The sequence below is a fragment of the Cellulomonas persica genome, from assembly GCF_007989825.1.
Classification (GTDB): domain Bacteria; phylum Actinomycetota; class Actinomycetes; order Actinomycetales; family Cellulomonadaceae; genus Cellulomonas; species Cellulomonas persica.
This window is the reverse complement of the sequence record NZ_BJUA01000003.1, coordinates 30560-47345: the sequence shown is the minus strand read 5'-3', so window position 1 is coordinate 47345 and position 16786 is coordinate 30560. Positions and strand designations below refer to the sequence as shown.

The 16786-nt window shown below is 76.5% G+C and carries 11 protein-coding genes; 5 read left to right on the top strand and 6 right to left on the bottom strand.

The genetic code is table 11. The features are described from left to right. Positions 1-7 precede the first annotated feature (7 nt). Complete coding sequence (locus tag CPE01_RS03715) at positions 8-2047, bottom strand: ATP-dependent helicase (protein ID WP_146805311.1); 2040 nt, start codon at positions 2045-2047, stop codon at positions 8-10. A 146-nt stretch (positions 2048-2193) separates the two neighbouring features. On the opposite strand from CPE01_RS03715, the gene CPE01_RS03710 reads away from it, so the two are divergent. Next, positions 2194-2454: a mycoredoxin gene (locus tag CPE01_RS03710; protein WP_146805310.1), complete on the top strand. Its 261-nt coding sequence runs from the start codon at positions 2194-2196 to the stop codon at positions 2452-2454. A gap of 44 nt (positions 2455-2498) precedes the next feature. Here the strand turns inward: CPE01_RS03710 and nudC are convergent, their stop codons facing one another. Beyond that, positions 2499-3548: an NAD(+) diphosphatase gene (gene nudC / locus CPE01_RS03705; protein WP_146805309.1), complete on the bottom strand. Its 1050-nt coding sequence runs from the start codon at positions 3546-3548 to the stop codon at positions 2499-2501. A gap of 213 nt (positions 3549-3761) precedes the next feature. Between nudC and CPE01_RS03700 the strand changes: the two genes are divergently transcribed. Continuing rightward, positions 3762-4745 (top strand): phosphotransferase, encoded by a 984-nt coding sequence (locus CPE01_RS03700; RefSeq protein WP_146805308.1) that lies wholly within the window; start codon positions 3762-3764, stop codon positions 4743-4745. On the opposite strand, the gene CPE01_RS03695 is transcribed toward CPE01_RS03700, so the two are convergent. The 3 genes from CPE01_RS03695 to CPE01_RS03685 all read right to left on the bottom strand — a co-directional run bounded on the left by CPE01_RS03695 (position 4736) and on the right by CPE01_RS03685 (position 12620). Then, positions 4736-8248 carry an ATP-dependent helicase gene (locus CPE01_RS03695; RefSeq protein ID WP_146805307.1) on the bottom strand — a complete coding sequence of 1171 codons (3513 nt, stop codon included), beginning with the start codon at positions 8246-8248 and terminating at the stop codon, positions 4736-4738. The genes CPE01_RS03700 and CPE01_RS03695 overlap by 10 nt on opposite strands. Continuing rightward, a complete protein-coding gene (locus tag CPE01_RS03690; protein WP_146805306.1) occupies positions 8245-11481 on the bottom strand; it encodes an ATP-dependent helicase in 3237 nt (1078 codons plus the stop codon). Before CPE01_RS03690 ends, CPE01_RS03695 begins: the two co-directional genes overlap by 4 nt. A gap of 116 nt (positions 11482-11597) precedes the next feature. Continuing rightward, the gene (locus tag CPE01_RS03685; protein ID WP_146805305.1) at positions 11598-12620 is read right to left on the bottom strand and encodes a DUF3152 domain-containing protein; all 1023 of its coding nucleotides are present in this window, start codon (positions 12618-12620) and stop codon (positions 11598-11600) included. 48 nt (positions 12621-12668) lie between these two features. Between CPE01_RS03685 and CPE01_RS03680 the strand changes: the two genes are divergently transcribed. Continuing rightward, positions 12669-13349 carry a TetR/AcrR family transcriptional regulator gene (locus tag CPE01_RS03680; RefSeq protein ID WP_146805304.1) on the top strand — a complete coding sequence of 227 codons (681 nt, stop codon included), beginning with the start codon at positions 12669-12671 and terminating at the stop codon, positions 13347-13349. Positions 13350-13500: 151 nt separating this feature from the next. Further along, complete coding sequence (locus tag CPE01_RS03675) at positions 13501-13725, top strand: DUF3107 domain-containing protein (RefSeq protein ID WP_146805303.1); 225 nt, start codon at positions 13501-13503, stop codon at positions 13723-13725. 129 nt (positions 13726-13854) lie between these two features. Here the strand turns inward: CPE01_RS03675 and CPE01_RS03670 are convergent, their stop codons facing one another. Continuing rightward, positions 13855-14634 carry a ferritin-like fold-containing protein gene (locus CPE01_RS03670; RefSeq protein WP_146805302.1) on the bottom strand — a complete coding sequence of 260 codons (780 nt, stop codon included), beginning with the start codon at positions 14632-14634 and terminating at the stop codon, positions 13855-13857. Positions 14635-14929: 295 nt separating this feature from the next. Here CPE01_RS03670 and CPE01_RS03665 point away from each other — a divergent pair, with 295 nt between their 5' ends. After that, entirely contained in the window at positions 14930-16756 is a 1827-nt protein-coding gene (locus tag CPE01_RS03665) for a DEAD/DEAH box helicase (protein WP_443092624.1), read from the top strand. The last annotated feature ends 30 nt before the right edge of the window (positions 16757-16786 follow it).

Here is a 16786-nt window from a genome sequence, read left to right as displayed (position 1 = left end):
AGCCTGATCAGCCCGACCACGGCCGCGACGCCGGCGCCGTGGGCGCGGTCGCGGCGAGCACCGCGAGCACGTCGTCACCGACCACCGCGAGCGTCTGGGCGCCGATGCCCGGCACGAGGGCGAGCTCCTCGCGCGTGGCCGGCCGACGACGCGCGAGCGTGTGCAGCACGTGCGTGGCCAGGACCCGCCCGGTGCTCACGCCCAGGTCACGCGCGCGCTCGTCACGCCACCGCACGAGCGCGTCGAGCGCCGCACGCGTCCGCGGGTCGAGCTCGTCGTCCGTCCCCGGCGAGTGCCGCGCGGCCTGACGGGCGGGTCCGCCCGCCCCCGGCCACAGCGCCTCGAGGAAGCGCGACGGGCGACGCGTCGCGCGTCCGCCCGGCAGGCGTGAGCGCGCGTAGGACAGCTGCAGGTGCTCACGGGCACGCGTCACGCCCACGTACAGCAGGCGGCGCTCCTCCTCGATCGCGTCGGGCGTCTCGGCGAGCGACGTCGGCAGCAGACCGTCGCTCAGACCCGCGAGGAACACCGCGTCCCACTCGAGACCCTTCGCGGCGTGCAGCGACGCGAGCGTGACGCCCTCGACCGTGGGGGCGTGCTGCGCGGCCGCGCGCTCGTCGAGCTCGGCCACCAGGTCGGCGACCGTCGCGGGGGTGCCGCCGGCCGTGCGCGCCCTGGCCTCCACCTCGTCGGCCAGCCCGGCCAGCGCGTTCAGCGCCTCCCACTTCTCGCGCGCCGCGCCACGCGTGGGCGGCGCCTGCTCGGTCCACCCGGCGTTGCGCAGGAGGTCGCGCGCGGCCTGCCCGAGCGGGACCTGCTCGTCGGCCGCGCGCGCGCCGCCGCGCAGGAAGACGATCGCCTCGCGCACGTCGCGCCGGGCGAAGAACCGCTCACCACCGCGCACCTGGTAGGCGAGCCCGGCGGTCGCGAAGGCCTCCTCGAACGCCTCCGCCTGCGCGTTGGTCCGGTAGAGCACGGCGATCTGCGACGCGGGCACGCCGTCCGCCACGAGCCGCACGGCCGCGGCCGCGATGCCCGCGGCCTCCGCCTCGTCGTCGGCGTACGCCGCCCACCGCACCGCGGGGCCGTCCGGACGCTGCGCCCGCAGCTCGAGCGGCGCGACGCTCCCCCGGCCCGCGGACGCGATGACCCGGTTGGCGAGCTCGACCACCTGCGGCGTCGAGCGGTAGTCGCGCACCAGGCGGACCACCTGGGCGCCCGGGTGCGAGCGCGCGAACGTGAGCAGGTGGTGGGGTGTCGCGCCCGCGAACGAGTAGATGGTCTGCGACGGGTCCCCCACGACGCACAGCTCCTGGCGGCCACCCAGCCACTGGTCCAGCAGGTACTGCTGCAGCGGGCTCACGTCCTGGTACTCGTCGACGACGAAGTGCCGGTACTGGCCGTGCACCTCGCGCGCCACGTCCGGGCGCTCGGCGAGCATCGCCGCGAGCAGCAGCAGCACGTCCTCGAAGTCGATGACGCCGCGTTCGTCCTTGACCTGCTCGTAGGCGGTCATCAGTCGCGCGACCGCGGCGGCGTCGTGCCCGCCGGGCACCGGCCGGTCCACCGCGGCGACCGCGAGTGCGTACTCGTCGGGCACGACGAGGCTGACCTTCGCCCACTCGATCTCGCCCGCGAGGTCGCGCACGCCCGTGCGGTCCGCGGGCAGCCCCACGCGGCGCGCGGCCTCCGCGACCACCTGAGCCTTCGCCTCGACCAGCCGCGGCGGCGCCCCGCCGACGACCTTGGGCCAGAAGTAGGTGAGCTGGCGCAGCGCCGCGGCGTGGAACGTGCGTGCCTGCACGCCCGACGCGCCGAGCGTCCGCAGGCGCGTGCGCATCTCGCCGGCAGCGCGCGCCGTGAACGTCACCGCGAGCACGTGGTCCGCGCGGTAGACACCCGTGCGGATGCCGTACGCGATGCGGTGCGTGATCGCCCGCGTCTTGCCCGTGCCCGCACCCGCCAGCACGCACACCGGGCCGCGCAACGCGGTGGCCACGGCACGCTGCTCGGGGTCGAGAGCGGTGAGCAGGTCGTCGGGGGACATCGCCGCACAGTCTCGCAGGGATCGCCCACACCCCGCGGCGCTCGCGCACAGGGCGCTCGCACAGGGCACGGAATCCTCGGGGCCCGTTCGTCGTTGGCACCCGTGGAGCCATCCGGCGCACGCCCGACGACGAACGACGAGGACCCATGACCACGCAGGCCCTGCCCGCCCCCGGCACGATCACGATGTACTCGACCACCTGGTGCGGGTACTGCCGGCGGCTCAAGACGCAGCTCGACTCGGTCGGGATCGGCTACACCGAGATCGACATCGAGCAGCACCCGGACGCGGCCGCGCTCGTCGCCTCGCTCAACGGCGGCAACCAGACCGTCCCGACGGTCCTGTTCCCCGACGGCTCCGCCGCGACGAACCCGTCTCTCGTCGAGGTCCGCGAGCGCCTGTCCTGACGCTCACGACTCCCCCAGCGCGGGGCACCAGGGCCGCCTGAGGCTCAGAACTGCGCGGTCGCGGCCGGCAACGGACCGCCGAACCAGTCCTCGATGAGCGCACGCGCGATCGAGGAGGTCGACGGCGGGACGACCTGCCCGCCGACGACCGCCGCGGCGAGCTCGTCGCGCGTGAACCACCGCGCGAGCTCCACCTCGACGCCGTCGACCCGGACCTCGCTCGTCAGCGCGCGTCCCACGAACGCGACCATGAGCGAGGCCGGGAACGGCCACGGCTGGCTGCCCGCATAGCTCACCGGGCCGACGACGACGCCCGTCTCCTCCGCGACCTCGCGGCGCACCGCGTGCTCGAGCGACTCCCCCGGCTCCACGAAGCCCGCGAGCGTCGAGTACCGGCCGGCGGCCCACGCGCTCGCGTGGGCGAGCAGCAGGCGGTCGTGCTCGTCGACGACCGCCATGATCACCGCCGGGTCGGTGCGCGGGTAGTGCTCCGAGCCGTCCTCCGTGCACGTCCGGACCCAGCCGGCGTGCGTCACGCGCGTGGGTGCGCCGCATCGCGGGCAGCGCGGGTGCCGCTCGTGCCACTCGTCGAGCGCGACCGCGGTCGTGACGAGGCCCGCGTCGCGCGCGGGGAGCGTCGCACCGACCGTGCGCAGCGACGCCCAGCGGGTGCCGTCCGCGGCGAGGCCGCCGCGGACCTGCGAGGTGCTGCCGGGACCGGGGGCGTCGGCGCCTGCGCCGCCCGTCGCGGTCGACGCCGGCGTGTGCACCCACCGGTCCGACTGGCTGCCCTCGCGCGGCAGCCCGGCCGTCTCGTCGCCGCCGCGGGCAGCGCGCAGCGCGACGTAGCCGCGCTCGTCGTCGACGCCCAGCAGCAGCCACCGGTCCGGCGACGGGTCATCGGCCGCCGCGCGCGCGTCGTCGACGGTCGTGAGGACCACCGCCCCGGCGGGGTCGACCGGCACGCGTCCGTCGCGGACCAGCACGACGCGCGTCGAGTCGCGCGTCAGGAGCTCGCGCAGGGTCTGCTCGTCGCGCAGGTGCGCGCTGCGGTCGACGACCGCTCGGGACAGGGGCAGCTCGTCCGACCTCACCGCGCCACCGTACGCGGGACCGCGCGACGCACCGACCGCGGTCCGGCGGGCGTCGCGACGTCGGGCACGCCGCGTCCGGTCCTCACCTCGTCGTCCGGTGCTGGGCGATCGCCTTCCGACGAGACGCGCTCGCGGCCCAGGTCCGGACGAATAGGACGGACACGCCGTCCGACGTGTGCCGGTCCACGCCGCCCGCGCGCCTACGCTGAGCCCGTGCCCCGATCCCCGCTCGCTCTCGCCGCCCTCGCCACGGTGGCTGTACCGGGCCTGGACGCGTTCGACGTCCGGCGACCGGCACACCCCGGCACCGACTTCGACATCGCCGTGGTGGTCGACTCGGCCCGCGCACGGTGGGTCGTCCGGGCACCCGTGCACCCCGCCGCGGGCGCGGCGCTCGAGGCCGAGGTCGAGCTCCTCGCAGGCCTCGACCGGGCGGTCCACGACGGACGGCTCCCCTTCGCGGTGCCCGCGCCCGTCGGCTTCGCGCACCTGCCCGAGGGCGGGCGCGCCGCGGTGCACGCCGAGATCCCGGGCCACACGCTCGACGTCGCCGAGCTCGAGCCCGGCCCGGGGCTGTGCGCGTCGCTCGGCCGCGCGATCGCGGCGGTGCACGAGCTGCCGACGAGCGTCGTCGAGAACGCCGGGCTCCCCGTGTACGACGCGGGCGAGTACCGCGCGCGTCGGCAGGCCGAGATCGACGAGGCCGCGCGCACCGGCAAGGTCCCACCCACGCTGCTGCGCCGGTGGGAGGAGCGCCTCGAGGACGTCGCGCTGTGGCGCTTCCGGCCGACCGTCGTGCACGGCGACCTGACCAACGAGCGGATCCTGGTCCGTGGCGGCGAGGTCAGCGGCATCCTGCACTGGGGTGACGCGAGCGTCGCCGACCCCGCCGACGACCTGTCGTGGCTCCTGGTCGCCGCGCCGCCCGACGCCGCGGACTCGATCCTCGAGGCCTACCAGCTGCGCCGCACCGAGCTGATCGACCCGCACCTGACCGAGCGCGCGCTGCTCGCGGGTGAGCTCGCGCTCGCGCGGTGGCTGCTCTACGGCGTGCGCTCGGGCGACGAGGACGTCGTCGCGGACGCGGTGGCGATGCTCGAGGACCTCGACGAGCACACGCGGACGACGACGGCCGACAACGTCTGGCACGACGAGGCGCCCACCGCCCCCGTCGCGGCGGTCTCGTCCTACGCCTGACGCCCCACCTCGGCGGCGTCGGCGGGGTCGGTGACGGCCGCGAGGAGGTCGGCGATCTCGCGTTCGCCCATCAGGCGCTGCGGCCACACGGTCTCGCCGCTCGCGACGTAGTGGAACGCGGCGGCGACCTGGTCGAGCGGCGTCCCCGACCGGCGCGACCACGCGAGGCGGTACACCGCGAGCTGCAGCTCGCGTGCCGCGCGCGTCTCGGGGTCGCGCGGCGGACCGCCCGTCTTCCAGTCCACGACGACCACGCCGCCCGCAGGCACCGGGTCCCCGGGTGCTGCCGGGAAGACCGCGTCGATGCGTGAGCGCAGCACGTAGCCCGCGACGTGCGTCTCGACGTCCGCCTCGATCTCCAGCGGCCTGCGGTCGGCCCACGACGAGGCGAGGAACGCCTCGCGCAGCCGTGCCTCGTCGGCATCGACGTCGTCCGGGCCGTCGAGCCCGTCGTCCTCCGCGCCCGGCAGCGCGTCGAGGTCGACGAGCGTGGCTGCGCCGAAGTACCCCTCGACCCACGCGTGGAACCGTGTGCCGAGCCGCGCACGGCCCGAGGGCTCCTGCGGGACCGGGCGGCGCAGGCCGCGGGCGAACTCCTCGGCGTCGGCGCCGAGCCGCACGAGCGCGGACGCCGACAGGTGCGACGGGAGCTCGACCGCACCCGACGACTGACGCGCGGCTCGCTGCTCGTCGAGCAGCGTGCGGGCCAGGACCTCCCACCGCGACGACGCCTCGTCGGGCGCGGGCTCATCCTCGCGCGGGGCGCCGGCGGCGACCGCGGCGCGGACCCAGCCTGCGGCACGCTCGACCGCCGGCCGGCGGCCGGGACCGTCCTCCACCGCGAACGGGTCAGCCGGCCAGACACCCGTGACGACCTGCGCCGCGGCCGGGTTCGCCTCCCCCGCCGCCGGCTCGCCCGCCCACCCCTCGGTGCCGACGAGCCCCGCCTCCGCGAGCTCGACCAGGAACGTCGACGGGCGGCGCACGGTCTTGCCGTCGCCCCACCACGCGCCGGTCAGGAGCAGCCGGCTGCGGGCGCGCGTGAGCGCCACGTAGGCGAGGCGGCGTTCCTCCGCGACCTCGTGCTCGCCCGCGTCGCGCAGGAACTGCTTGCGTCGCTCCTCGAGCTCCTTCGGACTCTCGGCGCCCGCGTACGCGAGCTCGGGCAGGTCGTCGCGGTCGCCGCGCAGGGGGTAGGGCAGCTCGCCGAGGCCCACGAGCCACGCCGAGTCCTTCGGGCCGTCCTTGCCCTGCGTCGCGGTCGCGGGGAGCACGCCGTCGACGAGCCCGGCGACGGCGACCACGTCCCACTCGAGGCCCTTGGCCGCGTGGATGGTGATGAGCTGCACCGCGTCGGGGTCCGGCTCGGTCACGGGCAGCTCGAGACCGTTCTCGCGCGCGTCCGCCGCCTCGAGCCAGGACAGGAAGCCACCGAGCGTGGGGGCGTCGACCGACCGCGCGAAGTCCACCGCGACGTCCCGGAACGCGTCCAGGTGCGCGCGTGCGCGTCCGACGCCCACACCCGCCCGCGCGGCGACCTCGATGTCGAGGTCGAGCAGGCGCTCCGCCTCGGCGACGAGGTCCGGCACCGAGAGGTACGAGTGCGCGCGCAGGGTGCGCAGGAGCGCGGCGAGCTCGGCGAGGCGTGAGCGACCTTCGTCGCTCAGCGACCGGCCGTCCGTGCTGCGCCACCCCGGACGCGGCAGGTCGTCGAGCGCGTCGACGATGCTGCGCTCGTCGATCACGTCGAGCTCGACACCCGGCGTGCGGCCCGAGCGCCGGCCCGCGAGCTCACCGGCCCACCCGGCGAGCGCGTGCAGGTCGGCGGCGCCGAGCCGCGTGCGCGCCCCGGTGACGAGCCGCACGAGCGCGTCACCGCGCAGCGGGTCGTACGCCGCCTGCAGGGCGGCCACCACGTCGACCACCTCGGGCGTCGACAGCAGACCACCGAGACCGACGACCTCGACCGGCAGACCCTGCGCCCGCAGCGCCCGACGCAGCGCACCGAACTGCGAGCGTTTGCGGCACAGCACGGCGGCGGTGACGCGGCGCCCGTCCGGTCCTTGCCCCGCGGCGCGCCAGTGCGTCGCGACGAACTCCGCGACCGCTCGCGCCTCGTCGACGACCGTCGGCGTCAGGAGCGCGTCGACCGACCCGGCACCGGCCGACGGCCGCGCCTCGAGCTGCGGGACCGGGACGCGCGTCGCACCCTCGCGCAGCGGGCCGGCGACGAGGTTCGCCGCGTCGAGCACCGCGACGTCGTTGCGCCACGAGGTCGACAGCGCGAGCACCTGCGCGGGCCCGCCGCCGACCGAGGCCGCGCGCCGGAACGTCGTCGGGAACCGCTCGAGCCCGCCGGCGCTCGCGCCACGCCACCCGTAGATCGACTGGTGCGGGTCGCCGACCGCGATGACCGGGTGACCGCCACCGAACAGCCCCGACAGCAGCGACAGCTGCGCGTAGGACGTGTCCTGGTACTCGTCGAGCAGCACGACCGCGAACCGCTCGCGCTCCGCGGCGCCGACCTCGGGCACCTCCCGTGCGAGACGCGCCGCCAGCGCGACCTGGTCGCCGAAGTCGATCGCGTCGCTCGCGCGCTTGCGCGCCCGGTACGTCGCCACGACGTCGAGCAGGCGCGAGCGCTGCTCGAGCGAGCCGACCAGGCGCTTCACCTCCGCGTACGGCTCGCGTGGCGGCGTGCCCGCGGGCGTCGCGGCGATGTCCTCGCAGATCCGGCCGATGCCGTCCTGTGCGGCAGCCGGGTCGAGCAGGTGCTCGTCGAGCGCGCCCGACAGCGCGAGCACCGCCTCGACGACGGTCGAGACGGCCGCGTCGAGCTGCAGGTCCTCCTGCCACGCCTCGACGACCTCGCTCGCGAGCTGCCACTGCGCGGCCTCGCCGAGCAGGCGCGCGCTCGGGTCGATGCCGATGCGCAGCGCGTGGTCCCGCACGAGCGAGGCCGCGTAGGCGTTGTACGTCGAGATCGTCGGGCGTCCGCCGAGCACGTCGTCGTCGAGATGGGCCCGGCCCGGCAGGACGACGCCCGCGTCCGCTGCGGCCCGGGCGAGGCGGCGCAGCCGGAGCCGCACCCGCTCGGCGAGCTCGCCCGCAGCCTTGCGCGTGAACGTCAGGCCGAGCACCTGCTGCGGTTCGACCAAGCCGTTCGCGACGAGCCAGACCACCCGTCCGGCCATCGTCTCGGTCTTGCCCGAGCCTGCGCCGGCGACGACGAGCACGGGCTCGAGCGGGGCCTCGATGATGCGGCGCTGCTCGTCCGTCGGCAGGTCACGCCCGAGCAGCCGGGCGATCTGCTCGGCGCCGACCAGCGCCGGAGCCGACTCCCCCGCGTGCGGCCCGCGCTGCCCCGGCACGACCGGCCCGGACGCCACGCCACCGTCCCCGACCGCACCGGCCACCCCGGTCGTGGCCTCGTCGCCGGCGTGGTCGCGAGCCTGGCCGCCGGCCTGGTCGCGGGCCGCCGGCGTCTGCGTCGTGTCGGTCATGCGACCACCTGCCCGCCCTCGGTTCGCACGGGGCACGACCGGCGGACGGGGCAGCGGTCGCACTGGTCGTTCGCGGTCGCGGTGAACGCCGAGCCGGCCATCTTCTCGGCCACCTCGTCGACGAGCGTGCGCGCCCACGACGGCGCGTCGTCCTCCGGGCCGAGCGCGGCCTGGTCGCGCACGGCACCCGTCTTGCCGGTGCCGAGGTAGACCAGCTGCGCGCCCGCGCTCGTCGTGCCCGGCGGCAGCGCCTCGAACGCACCCGCGTCGACCGCGAGCTGGTACGCGCCGAGCTGCGGGTTCTCGGCGGCCTGCTCCTTGGACGGCGGGCTCGCGCCGGTCTTCAGGTCGACGACGCGCACCTGGTCGGGGTGCTCGAGGTCGCGCTCGATACGGTCCGCGCTGCCGCGCACGAGCGCACGGTCGGTGCGCAGGCGGAAGTCCGCCTCGACCAGGAGCGCCTCGCCCGCACCCTTGAGGTACCCGGCGAGACGCTCGATCATCGCGTCCGCCTTGGCCCGCGTCGCGCGCGCGGGCCAGCCCGAGCCGAGCCCGAGCGTGTCCCAGCGCTCGTCGAGCGCCGCGGCCAGCTCGGCGTGCGTGCCGTTCGGGTGCTCCTGCGCGATCTCGTGGACGAGCGTGCCGAGCGACTGCCCACCGCTGGTCCCCGCGCTGCCGCCCGCCGCCTCGAGCGCCCAGCGCAGCGCGCACCGGTGCGCGGTCTCGAGCTTCGACGGCGAGACGCGCACGGGCTCGTCGTCCGCGTACAGCGGCGCCGTGCTGCTGGGCTCGGCCAGGCCGTGCCAGCGGCTCGGCTCCGCACCCGGGACGCCGCGCGCGGCCAGGTCGGCGAGCGCACGCACCGCGCCCTGGTCGGGCTCGGCGCCGCGCCGGGCGGCCTCCTCGAGCGTCGCGCGCAGCTGCGCGACGAGCCCACGCAGGTCCAGCGCAGGCTCCACCTGCGTCCGGCGGTGGTCGAGCTCGCCGTCGGGCGGCTCGACGAGGTCGACGAACGGCGACGGCTGCTGGTCGGCGTCCGCCACGGCCGTCACGACCAGTGCACGCCGGGCGCGCGAGACGGCGACCGCGAACGAGCGCAGCTCGTCGGCGAGCACCGCGGCACGCGCGTCCGGGACGGACGAGCCGGACTCGGACCGCCCCGAGACGACGTCGACGAGCGCCTGCGCGCCGAGCAGCGAGTCGCGCAGGCGCAGGTCCGGCCACACGCCGTCCTGCACCCCGGCCACCGCGACCACGTCCCACTCGCCCCCGGCCGCGCCCGCGGGCGTCAGCACCTGGACCGCGGCGCGGCGGGCACGCGCGGCGAGCGAGTCCGAGGGCAGGTCCTGCGAGCGCAGCCAGTCGACGAACGCACCCGGCGACGTGCGTGGCATGCGCTCGACGAACGTCTCGGCGGCGCGGAACAGCGCGACCACCGCGTCGAGGTCACGGTCGGCACGCTCGCCGGCCGCCCCACCCGTGAGTGCGGCCCGACGCCACGGCTCGGCGAGCTCGGCCGCGTCCCACAGCGCCCACAGGACGCCCTGCGCGTCGGCACCCGGGCGCGCGGCGGCGGTCCGTCCCGCGTGCACGACGCGCGCGAGCCGCTCGAGCGGGGCCGCGACGGTCGGCGAGAGCGACGAGGCCCGTCCGGGCTCGTCGAGCACCTCGACCAGGAGAGCGTCGCTCGTGCGGCCGCCGCCCGCGGCGAGCTCCTCGGCGCGCAGAGCACGGCGGGCCCGGCGCAGCCCCACGGGGTCCAGCGCGCCGAGCGGGGAGCACGCGAGCCGCGCGGCGAGCACCGCGTCGAGCTCGGCCGTCCCGCACGCGACGGCCATCACGTCCAGCAGCGGGCGCACCGCGGGCTCGTCGCGCAGCGGCACGTCGCTGCCGAGGACCGTGACGGGCACGGACGCGCCCGCGAGCGCGCGGCGCAGCGCCGTGACCTGAGCACCCGAGCGCGCGATCACGGCCATGCGGTCCCACGGCACGGCGTCCTGCAGGTGCGCACGCCGCAGCTCGCGCGCGACGAACGCCGCCTCCTGCGCACCGCTCGGCAGGATCGCGACGCGCACCGACTCGGGCGACCTCTCGGGGCGTCCCGCGGCCGCGCGCCGGTGCACGGCGGCGCCGACCGTCCCGACCCGGCCGGTGACCCGCTCGACGACGTCACGCATGGCTGTTCCGTGCCGCCAGGCGGTCGGCAGCACGAGCCGGCGCGCACCGAGCGCGGCGTGGTCGCCACCGCGCGGCGCGGTCGCGCGAGCGACGAGCGAGGGCTCCGCGCCGCGGAACGTCTGCACCGCGGTGTCCGGGTCGGCCGTCAGGAGCAGCCGCGTACCGCGGTCAGCGAGGACCGACAGGAACGTCGCCGTGGCCGACGTGCTCTCCTGGTGGTCGTCGACGACGACGAGCCGCCAGGCGGGCACGCGCGCACGGGGCACGTCGCGCTCCCACGACGCGAGCGCACGCGCGGCCTCCGCCACCACGACCGCGGGGTCGAGGCGCGTCCCCGCGTCGGGCGTCCCGGCCCGCAGGTCGAGCACGTCGAGGTACTCGGTGTAGACGCGCGCCGCTGCCGACCACTCGGGCCGGTCGTGCGCGCGGCCGAGCGCGTCGAGCTCGTCGGGTCCGAGCCCGCGCTCGGCGGCGCGCATGAGCAGGTCCCGCAGCTCGTCGCGGAACGCGCGCACGCCCAGCGCCTCGGCTCGTACGCGGGGCGGCCAGTCGATCGCCACACCCTCGCCCGCGGCGTGACCGGCGAGCAGCTCGGCGAGCACGAGGTCCTGCTCGGGGCCGGACACGAGCGTCGGGGGCTGCTCACCCAGGGACACCGCGCGCGCCCGCAGCACCGCGAACGCCGCCGCAGCGGGCGTCTGCACCAGCGGCCGGCCGGACGTGACGGGCAGCCGCGCGGCGAGCCGGTCACGCAGGTCCGCGGCGCCGCGCCGCGTCGCGGACAGGACGAGCAGGTCGTCCGGACGCAGCCCCGCGTGCACCGCCGCCACGGCGGCCTCGAGCGCGACCGTGGTCCGCCCCGTGCCCGGCGCGCCGAGCACGAGGAGCGCCCGCTCGTCGGCCGACGCCACCCGGCCCGCGCCCACGTCACGCGCCCACGCGACAGCCTCGCGCTGGACCTCGTCGAGCTCGACCTGCGCACCCGGGCCCCACAGCGGGCCGTCCGCGAACGCGGGCCGGCGCAGCACGGGCGCGGTGGTCGTCACGGCACGCATCCCATCACGTCCCACCGACACCGCCGGCACGGCCCACCGAGGCTCGCCACGCCACCCGGCGAGCGACACGGCAGGAGCGACGGGCCTCGTCCGAGACGCGACGACCGCAGGGACGACTAGTCGTCGCGGAACGGCCAGGGGTTCGGCGTGCAGGGCGTGACGCTGTACGACTGCTGCTGCATCAGCGGCGCGACCCGGCCGGCGCCGGGGCACGTCTGGTGCCGGTGGCCGAGCAGGTGCCCGACCTCGTGGTTCACGAGGTAGTGCCGGTAGCTGGCACGGTCGTCGCCGTACGCCGGCGACCCCTCGACCCAGCGGAGCAGGTTGAGCACGGCGTGCCCGTTGCGCCCGCACGAGACCTTGCCGCCGGTCGCCAGCGGCGCGCACATGCGGTCGACGAGGTCCGGCGACGCGAGCACGACGCGCAGGTCGGCGTCGCCGTCGGTGCGCTCGAACGACACCGAGCCGTCGGCGCCCCAGCCGCGCCGGTCGTTGAGCGTCGCCATGACGGCGGCCGCGAACCTCTCGCCGTCGACCGCGAGGCCGTCCTCGACCTCAACCCGAATGCGGGTCACCTTCCCGGTGCCCGGCCCGCTCTGCGAGCCCGGCACGACGACGAGCTGACCGGACGCGTGCTGCGGGACGTCGTCCGAGAGCAGCCCGGCCGCGACGTCGTCGGCCGTGAGCCCCGGCGGGAGCGTCACGACCGGCACCGACTCCGCGCCCGCGGACAGGCCCGGGTCGAGGTCCGAGGGTGCGACCACGGGCGTCGGGTCGACCGACGGCACGTCCCGCTCGGCACCGCCGCGTGAGACGCCCGACGACCGCTCGCGCGTCGCGTCATGGGCCAGCACGTCGACCGGCACGGTCGTCGGCGCGGTGACCGTCGGCCCCGTGCCCGCGACCGCGCCCGCGGGCGTCGCGACGCCGCCCGAGGCGAACCACCCCGCCCCGCCGCCGGCGACGAGCGCCGCTGCCGCGACGACGACCGCCAGGCCCTTGCGGACCGGCTGCCGCACGTGCCGGCGCGCGGTCCCGGGCGTCGCGGACCGCCCGCGCGACACCGTCCGGCGCGTCGTCCGGGCACGGCGACGGTCGCGTCGCTGGTCACCCGAACGGTGCACGGAGGGGGCGGTCATCCGGACATCTTCGCACCAACGAAACGTCGGGTGGCTACCATGCGCCGCATGGCCGAGCCCTCGAACGCCTCGACGCCACGTCCGCGCAGCGTGCGGATGTCCGGCGGCGAACGTCGTGCGCAGGTGCTCGCGATCGCCCAGGAGCTGTTCTCGAGCGAGGGTTTCCACCACGTCTCGATGGACGACATCGCGGACCGCGCGCTCGTCAGCAAGCCGGTCCTGTACCGGCACTTCCCCTCGAAGCTCGACCTGTACCTCGCGGTCGTCGACCGGTGCGGCGCCGACCTGCTGGCCGCCGTCGAGAACGCCGTGCAGCCGATCGAGCAGGGGCCCGTGCACCGCGGCGACGGGCAGGCCGTCATCGCCGCGATCGTGCGGGCGTACATGACGTTCGTCGAGGTCGCGGGCGAGTCGTCGGGCCTGTTGTTCGAGTCGGACGTCACGCACGACGCGGACGTGCGCGCCCGCGTCGAGCACGCCTCGTCGGTGGCGGCCCAGCGCTGTGCCGGCGTGCTGGCGCGCGTGACGGGGCTGCCGGACGACGACTGCACGATCGTCGCGGTCTCGCTCATCTCGCTCGCGCAGGGTGCGGCGACGCACCGCCTGCGCAGCGCGGACGCGCTGGACGCCGACCACGCGGTCGAGCTCGTGACGCGGCTCGCGTGGGCGGGTGTGCTGGGCCTGCTGCGGCCCGACCTCGAGTACGAGGACCAGCCCCTGCCGGAATGACGCGCCCGCCGTGACGGCGTGGTCGCCCGACGGACGGCACCTGACCAGCGACGCGCGGTTTCGCTGGTCGCGGACACGGCCGGGTCGCGCCGCACGCCCGGCCTAGGATCGTCGGCAGACGGCCGCGGTGGCCGACGACGGGAGGAACGGCGTGGAGATCACGATCGGCGTGCAGCACGTGTCGCGGGAAATCGTCGTGGAGAGCGACCAGACGGCCGACGAGGTGTCCGCCATCGTCGCCGCCGCGATCGCCGGCAAGCCCGCCCTCGAGCTGACGGACACCAAGGGCCGTCGCGTGGTCGTGCCGACCGCGACGCTCGCGTACGTCGAGCTCGGCGCCGAGGCCAAGCCGCGCGTGGGCTTCGGCTCGATCTGACGACAGACTCGTCGACGACCTGAACCGGTCGTCGATCCGAGCCCGGTCGGCCGTCGGTCGGCCGGGCTCAGGCCGTCTGCTGCGGACCCGCGACCCGTCAGGAGGTCACGCGGTCACGCAGTCACGCAGTCACGCCGTCAGGCCCAGGCGGCTCATGCGGCGCGTGTGCTGCGCCGTCAGCTCGCCGAAGATCTTGGCCGGCGCGTTGGCCTTCGGCGACCCGGTCTGCGGCGCCGACTGCTCGTCGTCGACCTGCTCCTGCGCCGTGCCCGCGTGCGCCAGACGCGCGAGCCCGGGGCGCTGCGACAGCAGCCGCTGCACGGTCCCGAGCGCCTCACCGACGAGGCGGCGCCCCCACAGCGCGAGCCGGGACGACAGCGCGCCGTCCCCCGAGCCGGCGGCGTCGAGCTCGGCCACCGCGAGCTCGGCGTGGGACGCGTCGTCGAGCACCTCGAGCACCACCGCGCGCGACCGCTCGTCGAGACCGGCGGCGGCGAGCCGGCAGAAGTCGTCCGCGACGCCGTAGCCCACGTACGCCTTGAGCAGCCGCTCCCACCACGTGCTCGGCTGCGTGCGCTCGTCGAACTCGGTGAGGACGTCGTCGAACTGCCCCATGACCGCGGCGGGATCGGCACCCAGCTCGGCGACCCGCGCGAGCACGCGGTCCCGGCGCTCGACGGCGGCCGCCGCGAACCGCGACAGCGCGAGCGACTGCTCGACGTCGGGCGCCAGCGCGCAGTCGGACGCGAGGCGCACGAACGCGATGTGCTCGAGCTGCGCGACGAGGCCCAGCAGCTCCAGGGCGTCGGCGGCCGTGGCCACCTCCACCTCGGCACCGGGGGCGGTCGCGCCCGTCACGGCAGGCGTCGACGACGCATCGGAGGTCGGGTGCGCGGCGGCGTGGGTCATCCGACGATCGTAGAACGCCCGCGTGTGACGCGCGGCACCGCACGTGAGCCCGCTCGCGGTCGTCGGCTAGGCTGGAGGGGTACATCGGTTGCCCGGTCGGCCACGACCATCTCGCAACTGCCCTGCACGGACGCCCCTCGGGGGCCCGCTCGGGGCGACGCCCGCGAGGAGAAACCCGCGATCGGCTGCCGGCCACCTGTGGCGCCTCCGCAGCGCCCGGCGCGTGCGACCCGTCCCCCGACGGCGACGCCCGACCGGGCCGCGCTTGCCCGCCACCCGCACCGAAGAGTCCCACGTGACCAACACGCACCTGCCCGCCGACGAGGTCGGCACCACTGACACGCCCGACGAGGGCGCCGTGACCAGCGAGCACGCCTCGGCCCTCGCCGCTCCTTCCACCCGTCCGCTCGTGAGCACCGCCTCGTCGGTGCAGGCCGTGGACGCCTCGTTCGCCGACTTCGACGTGCGGCCCGAGATCGTCCAGGCGCTCGCCGACGCCGGCATCACGCACCCGTTCCCCATCCAGGCCATGACCCTGCCGGTCGCGCTGTCCGGGCACGACATCATCGGCCAGGCCAAGACCGGTACCGGCAAGACGCTCGGCTTCGGCGTCCCGCTGCTCAACCGCATCGTCGCGCGGGGCGAGGAGGGCTACGACCAGCTCCGCGCGCCCGGCAAGCCCCAGGCGCTCGTCGTCGTGCCGACGCGTGAGCTCGCCGTGCAGGTCGCGGGCGACCTCGCGACGGCGTCCGCGCGCCGCGCCGTGCGCGTCGTCCAGGTCTACGGCGGTCGCGCGTACGAGCCGCAGATCGAGGCGCTGTCCGCGGGCGTCGACGTGGTCGTCGGGACCCCCGGCCGCATGATCGACATGCTCAAGCAGCGTCACCTCGACCTGTCGCACGTCCGCACGGTCGTGCTCGACGAGGCCGACGAGATGCTCGACCTGGGCTTCCTGCCCGACGTCGAGACGCTGCTCGCCGCGACGCCGGCGACGCGCCACACGATGCTGTTCTCGGCCACCATGCCCGGCCCGGTCGTCGCGATGGCCCGCCGCTACATGTCGCAGCCGACGCACATCCGCGCGCAGGACCCCGACGACGACGGCAGCCAGACCGTCAAGAACATCAAGCAGGTCGCCTACCGCGCGCACGCGCTCGACAAGGTCGAGCTGCTCGCCCGCATCCTGCAGGCGCGCGGTCGTGGCCTGACGATCGTCTTCGCGCGGACCAAGCGCACGGCCGCGAAGGTGGCCGACGAGCTCAACGAGCGCGGCTTCGCCGCGGGGGCGCTGCACGGCGACCTCGGTCAGGGCGCGCGTGAGCAGGCGCTGCGCGCGTTCCGGCACGGCAAGGTCGACGTGCTCGTCGCCACCGACGTCGCCGCGCGCGGCATCGACGTGGAGGACGTCACGCACGTCATCAACTACCAGTGCCCCGAGGACGAGAAGACGTACCTGCACCGCACGGGCCGCACCGGCCGCGCGGGCAACAAGGGCACGGCCGTCACGTTCGTCGACTGGGACGACACCCCGCGCTGGGGCCTGATCGACAAGACGCTCGGCATCGGGATCCCCGAGCCGGTCGAGACCTACTCGAGCTCGCCGCACATCCACACCGACCTCGACATCCCCGAGGGCGTCAAGGGACGCCTGCCGAAGGCGCAGCAGACCCGCGAGGGCCTGGCCGCCGAGGCGCTCGAGGACCTCGGCGAGACCGGCAAGCGCAGCCGGGGCGGCGCGTCGGGTGGCCGCGGCGAGGGCGGTCGCGGCCAGGGCGGCCGGGGGCCGGGCGGCCGGGGTCAGGGCGGCCGTGGCGAGAAGGCTGCGTCGGGCGAGGCCCGCGCGCCTCGTGAGCGGCGCGAGGACGACGAGCGTTCCGGCGAGGGCCGCCGTCGTCGGCGCAGCCGCGGTCGCGGCACCGGCGCGGCGGGTGCCCCGACCTCGGGTGGCACGGCGTCGGGTGACGCGAGCGCGAACGAGCGTCCCGCCGCCGGGGCCACGGACGGCGGTCCGGCCCGCGAGGCCGGTGCCGACGAGGCCGGCGCGCGCCGGTCGCGCAACCGCCGGCGCACGCGTGGCGGCCGTCCCGCCGCGGACGCCGCCTCGGCGTCCGAGCAGGCCTGACGAGCAGGCCTGACGCGCACACCGCACGAG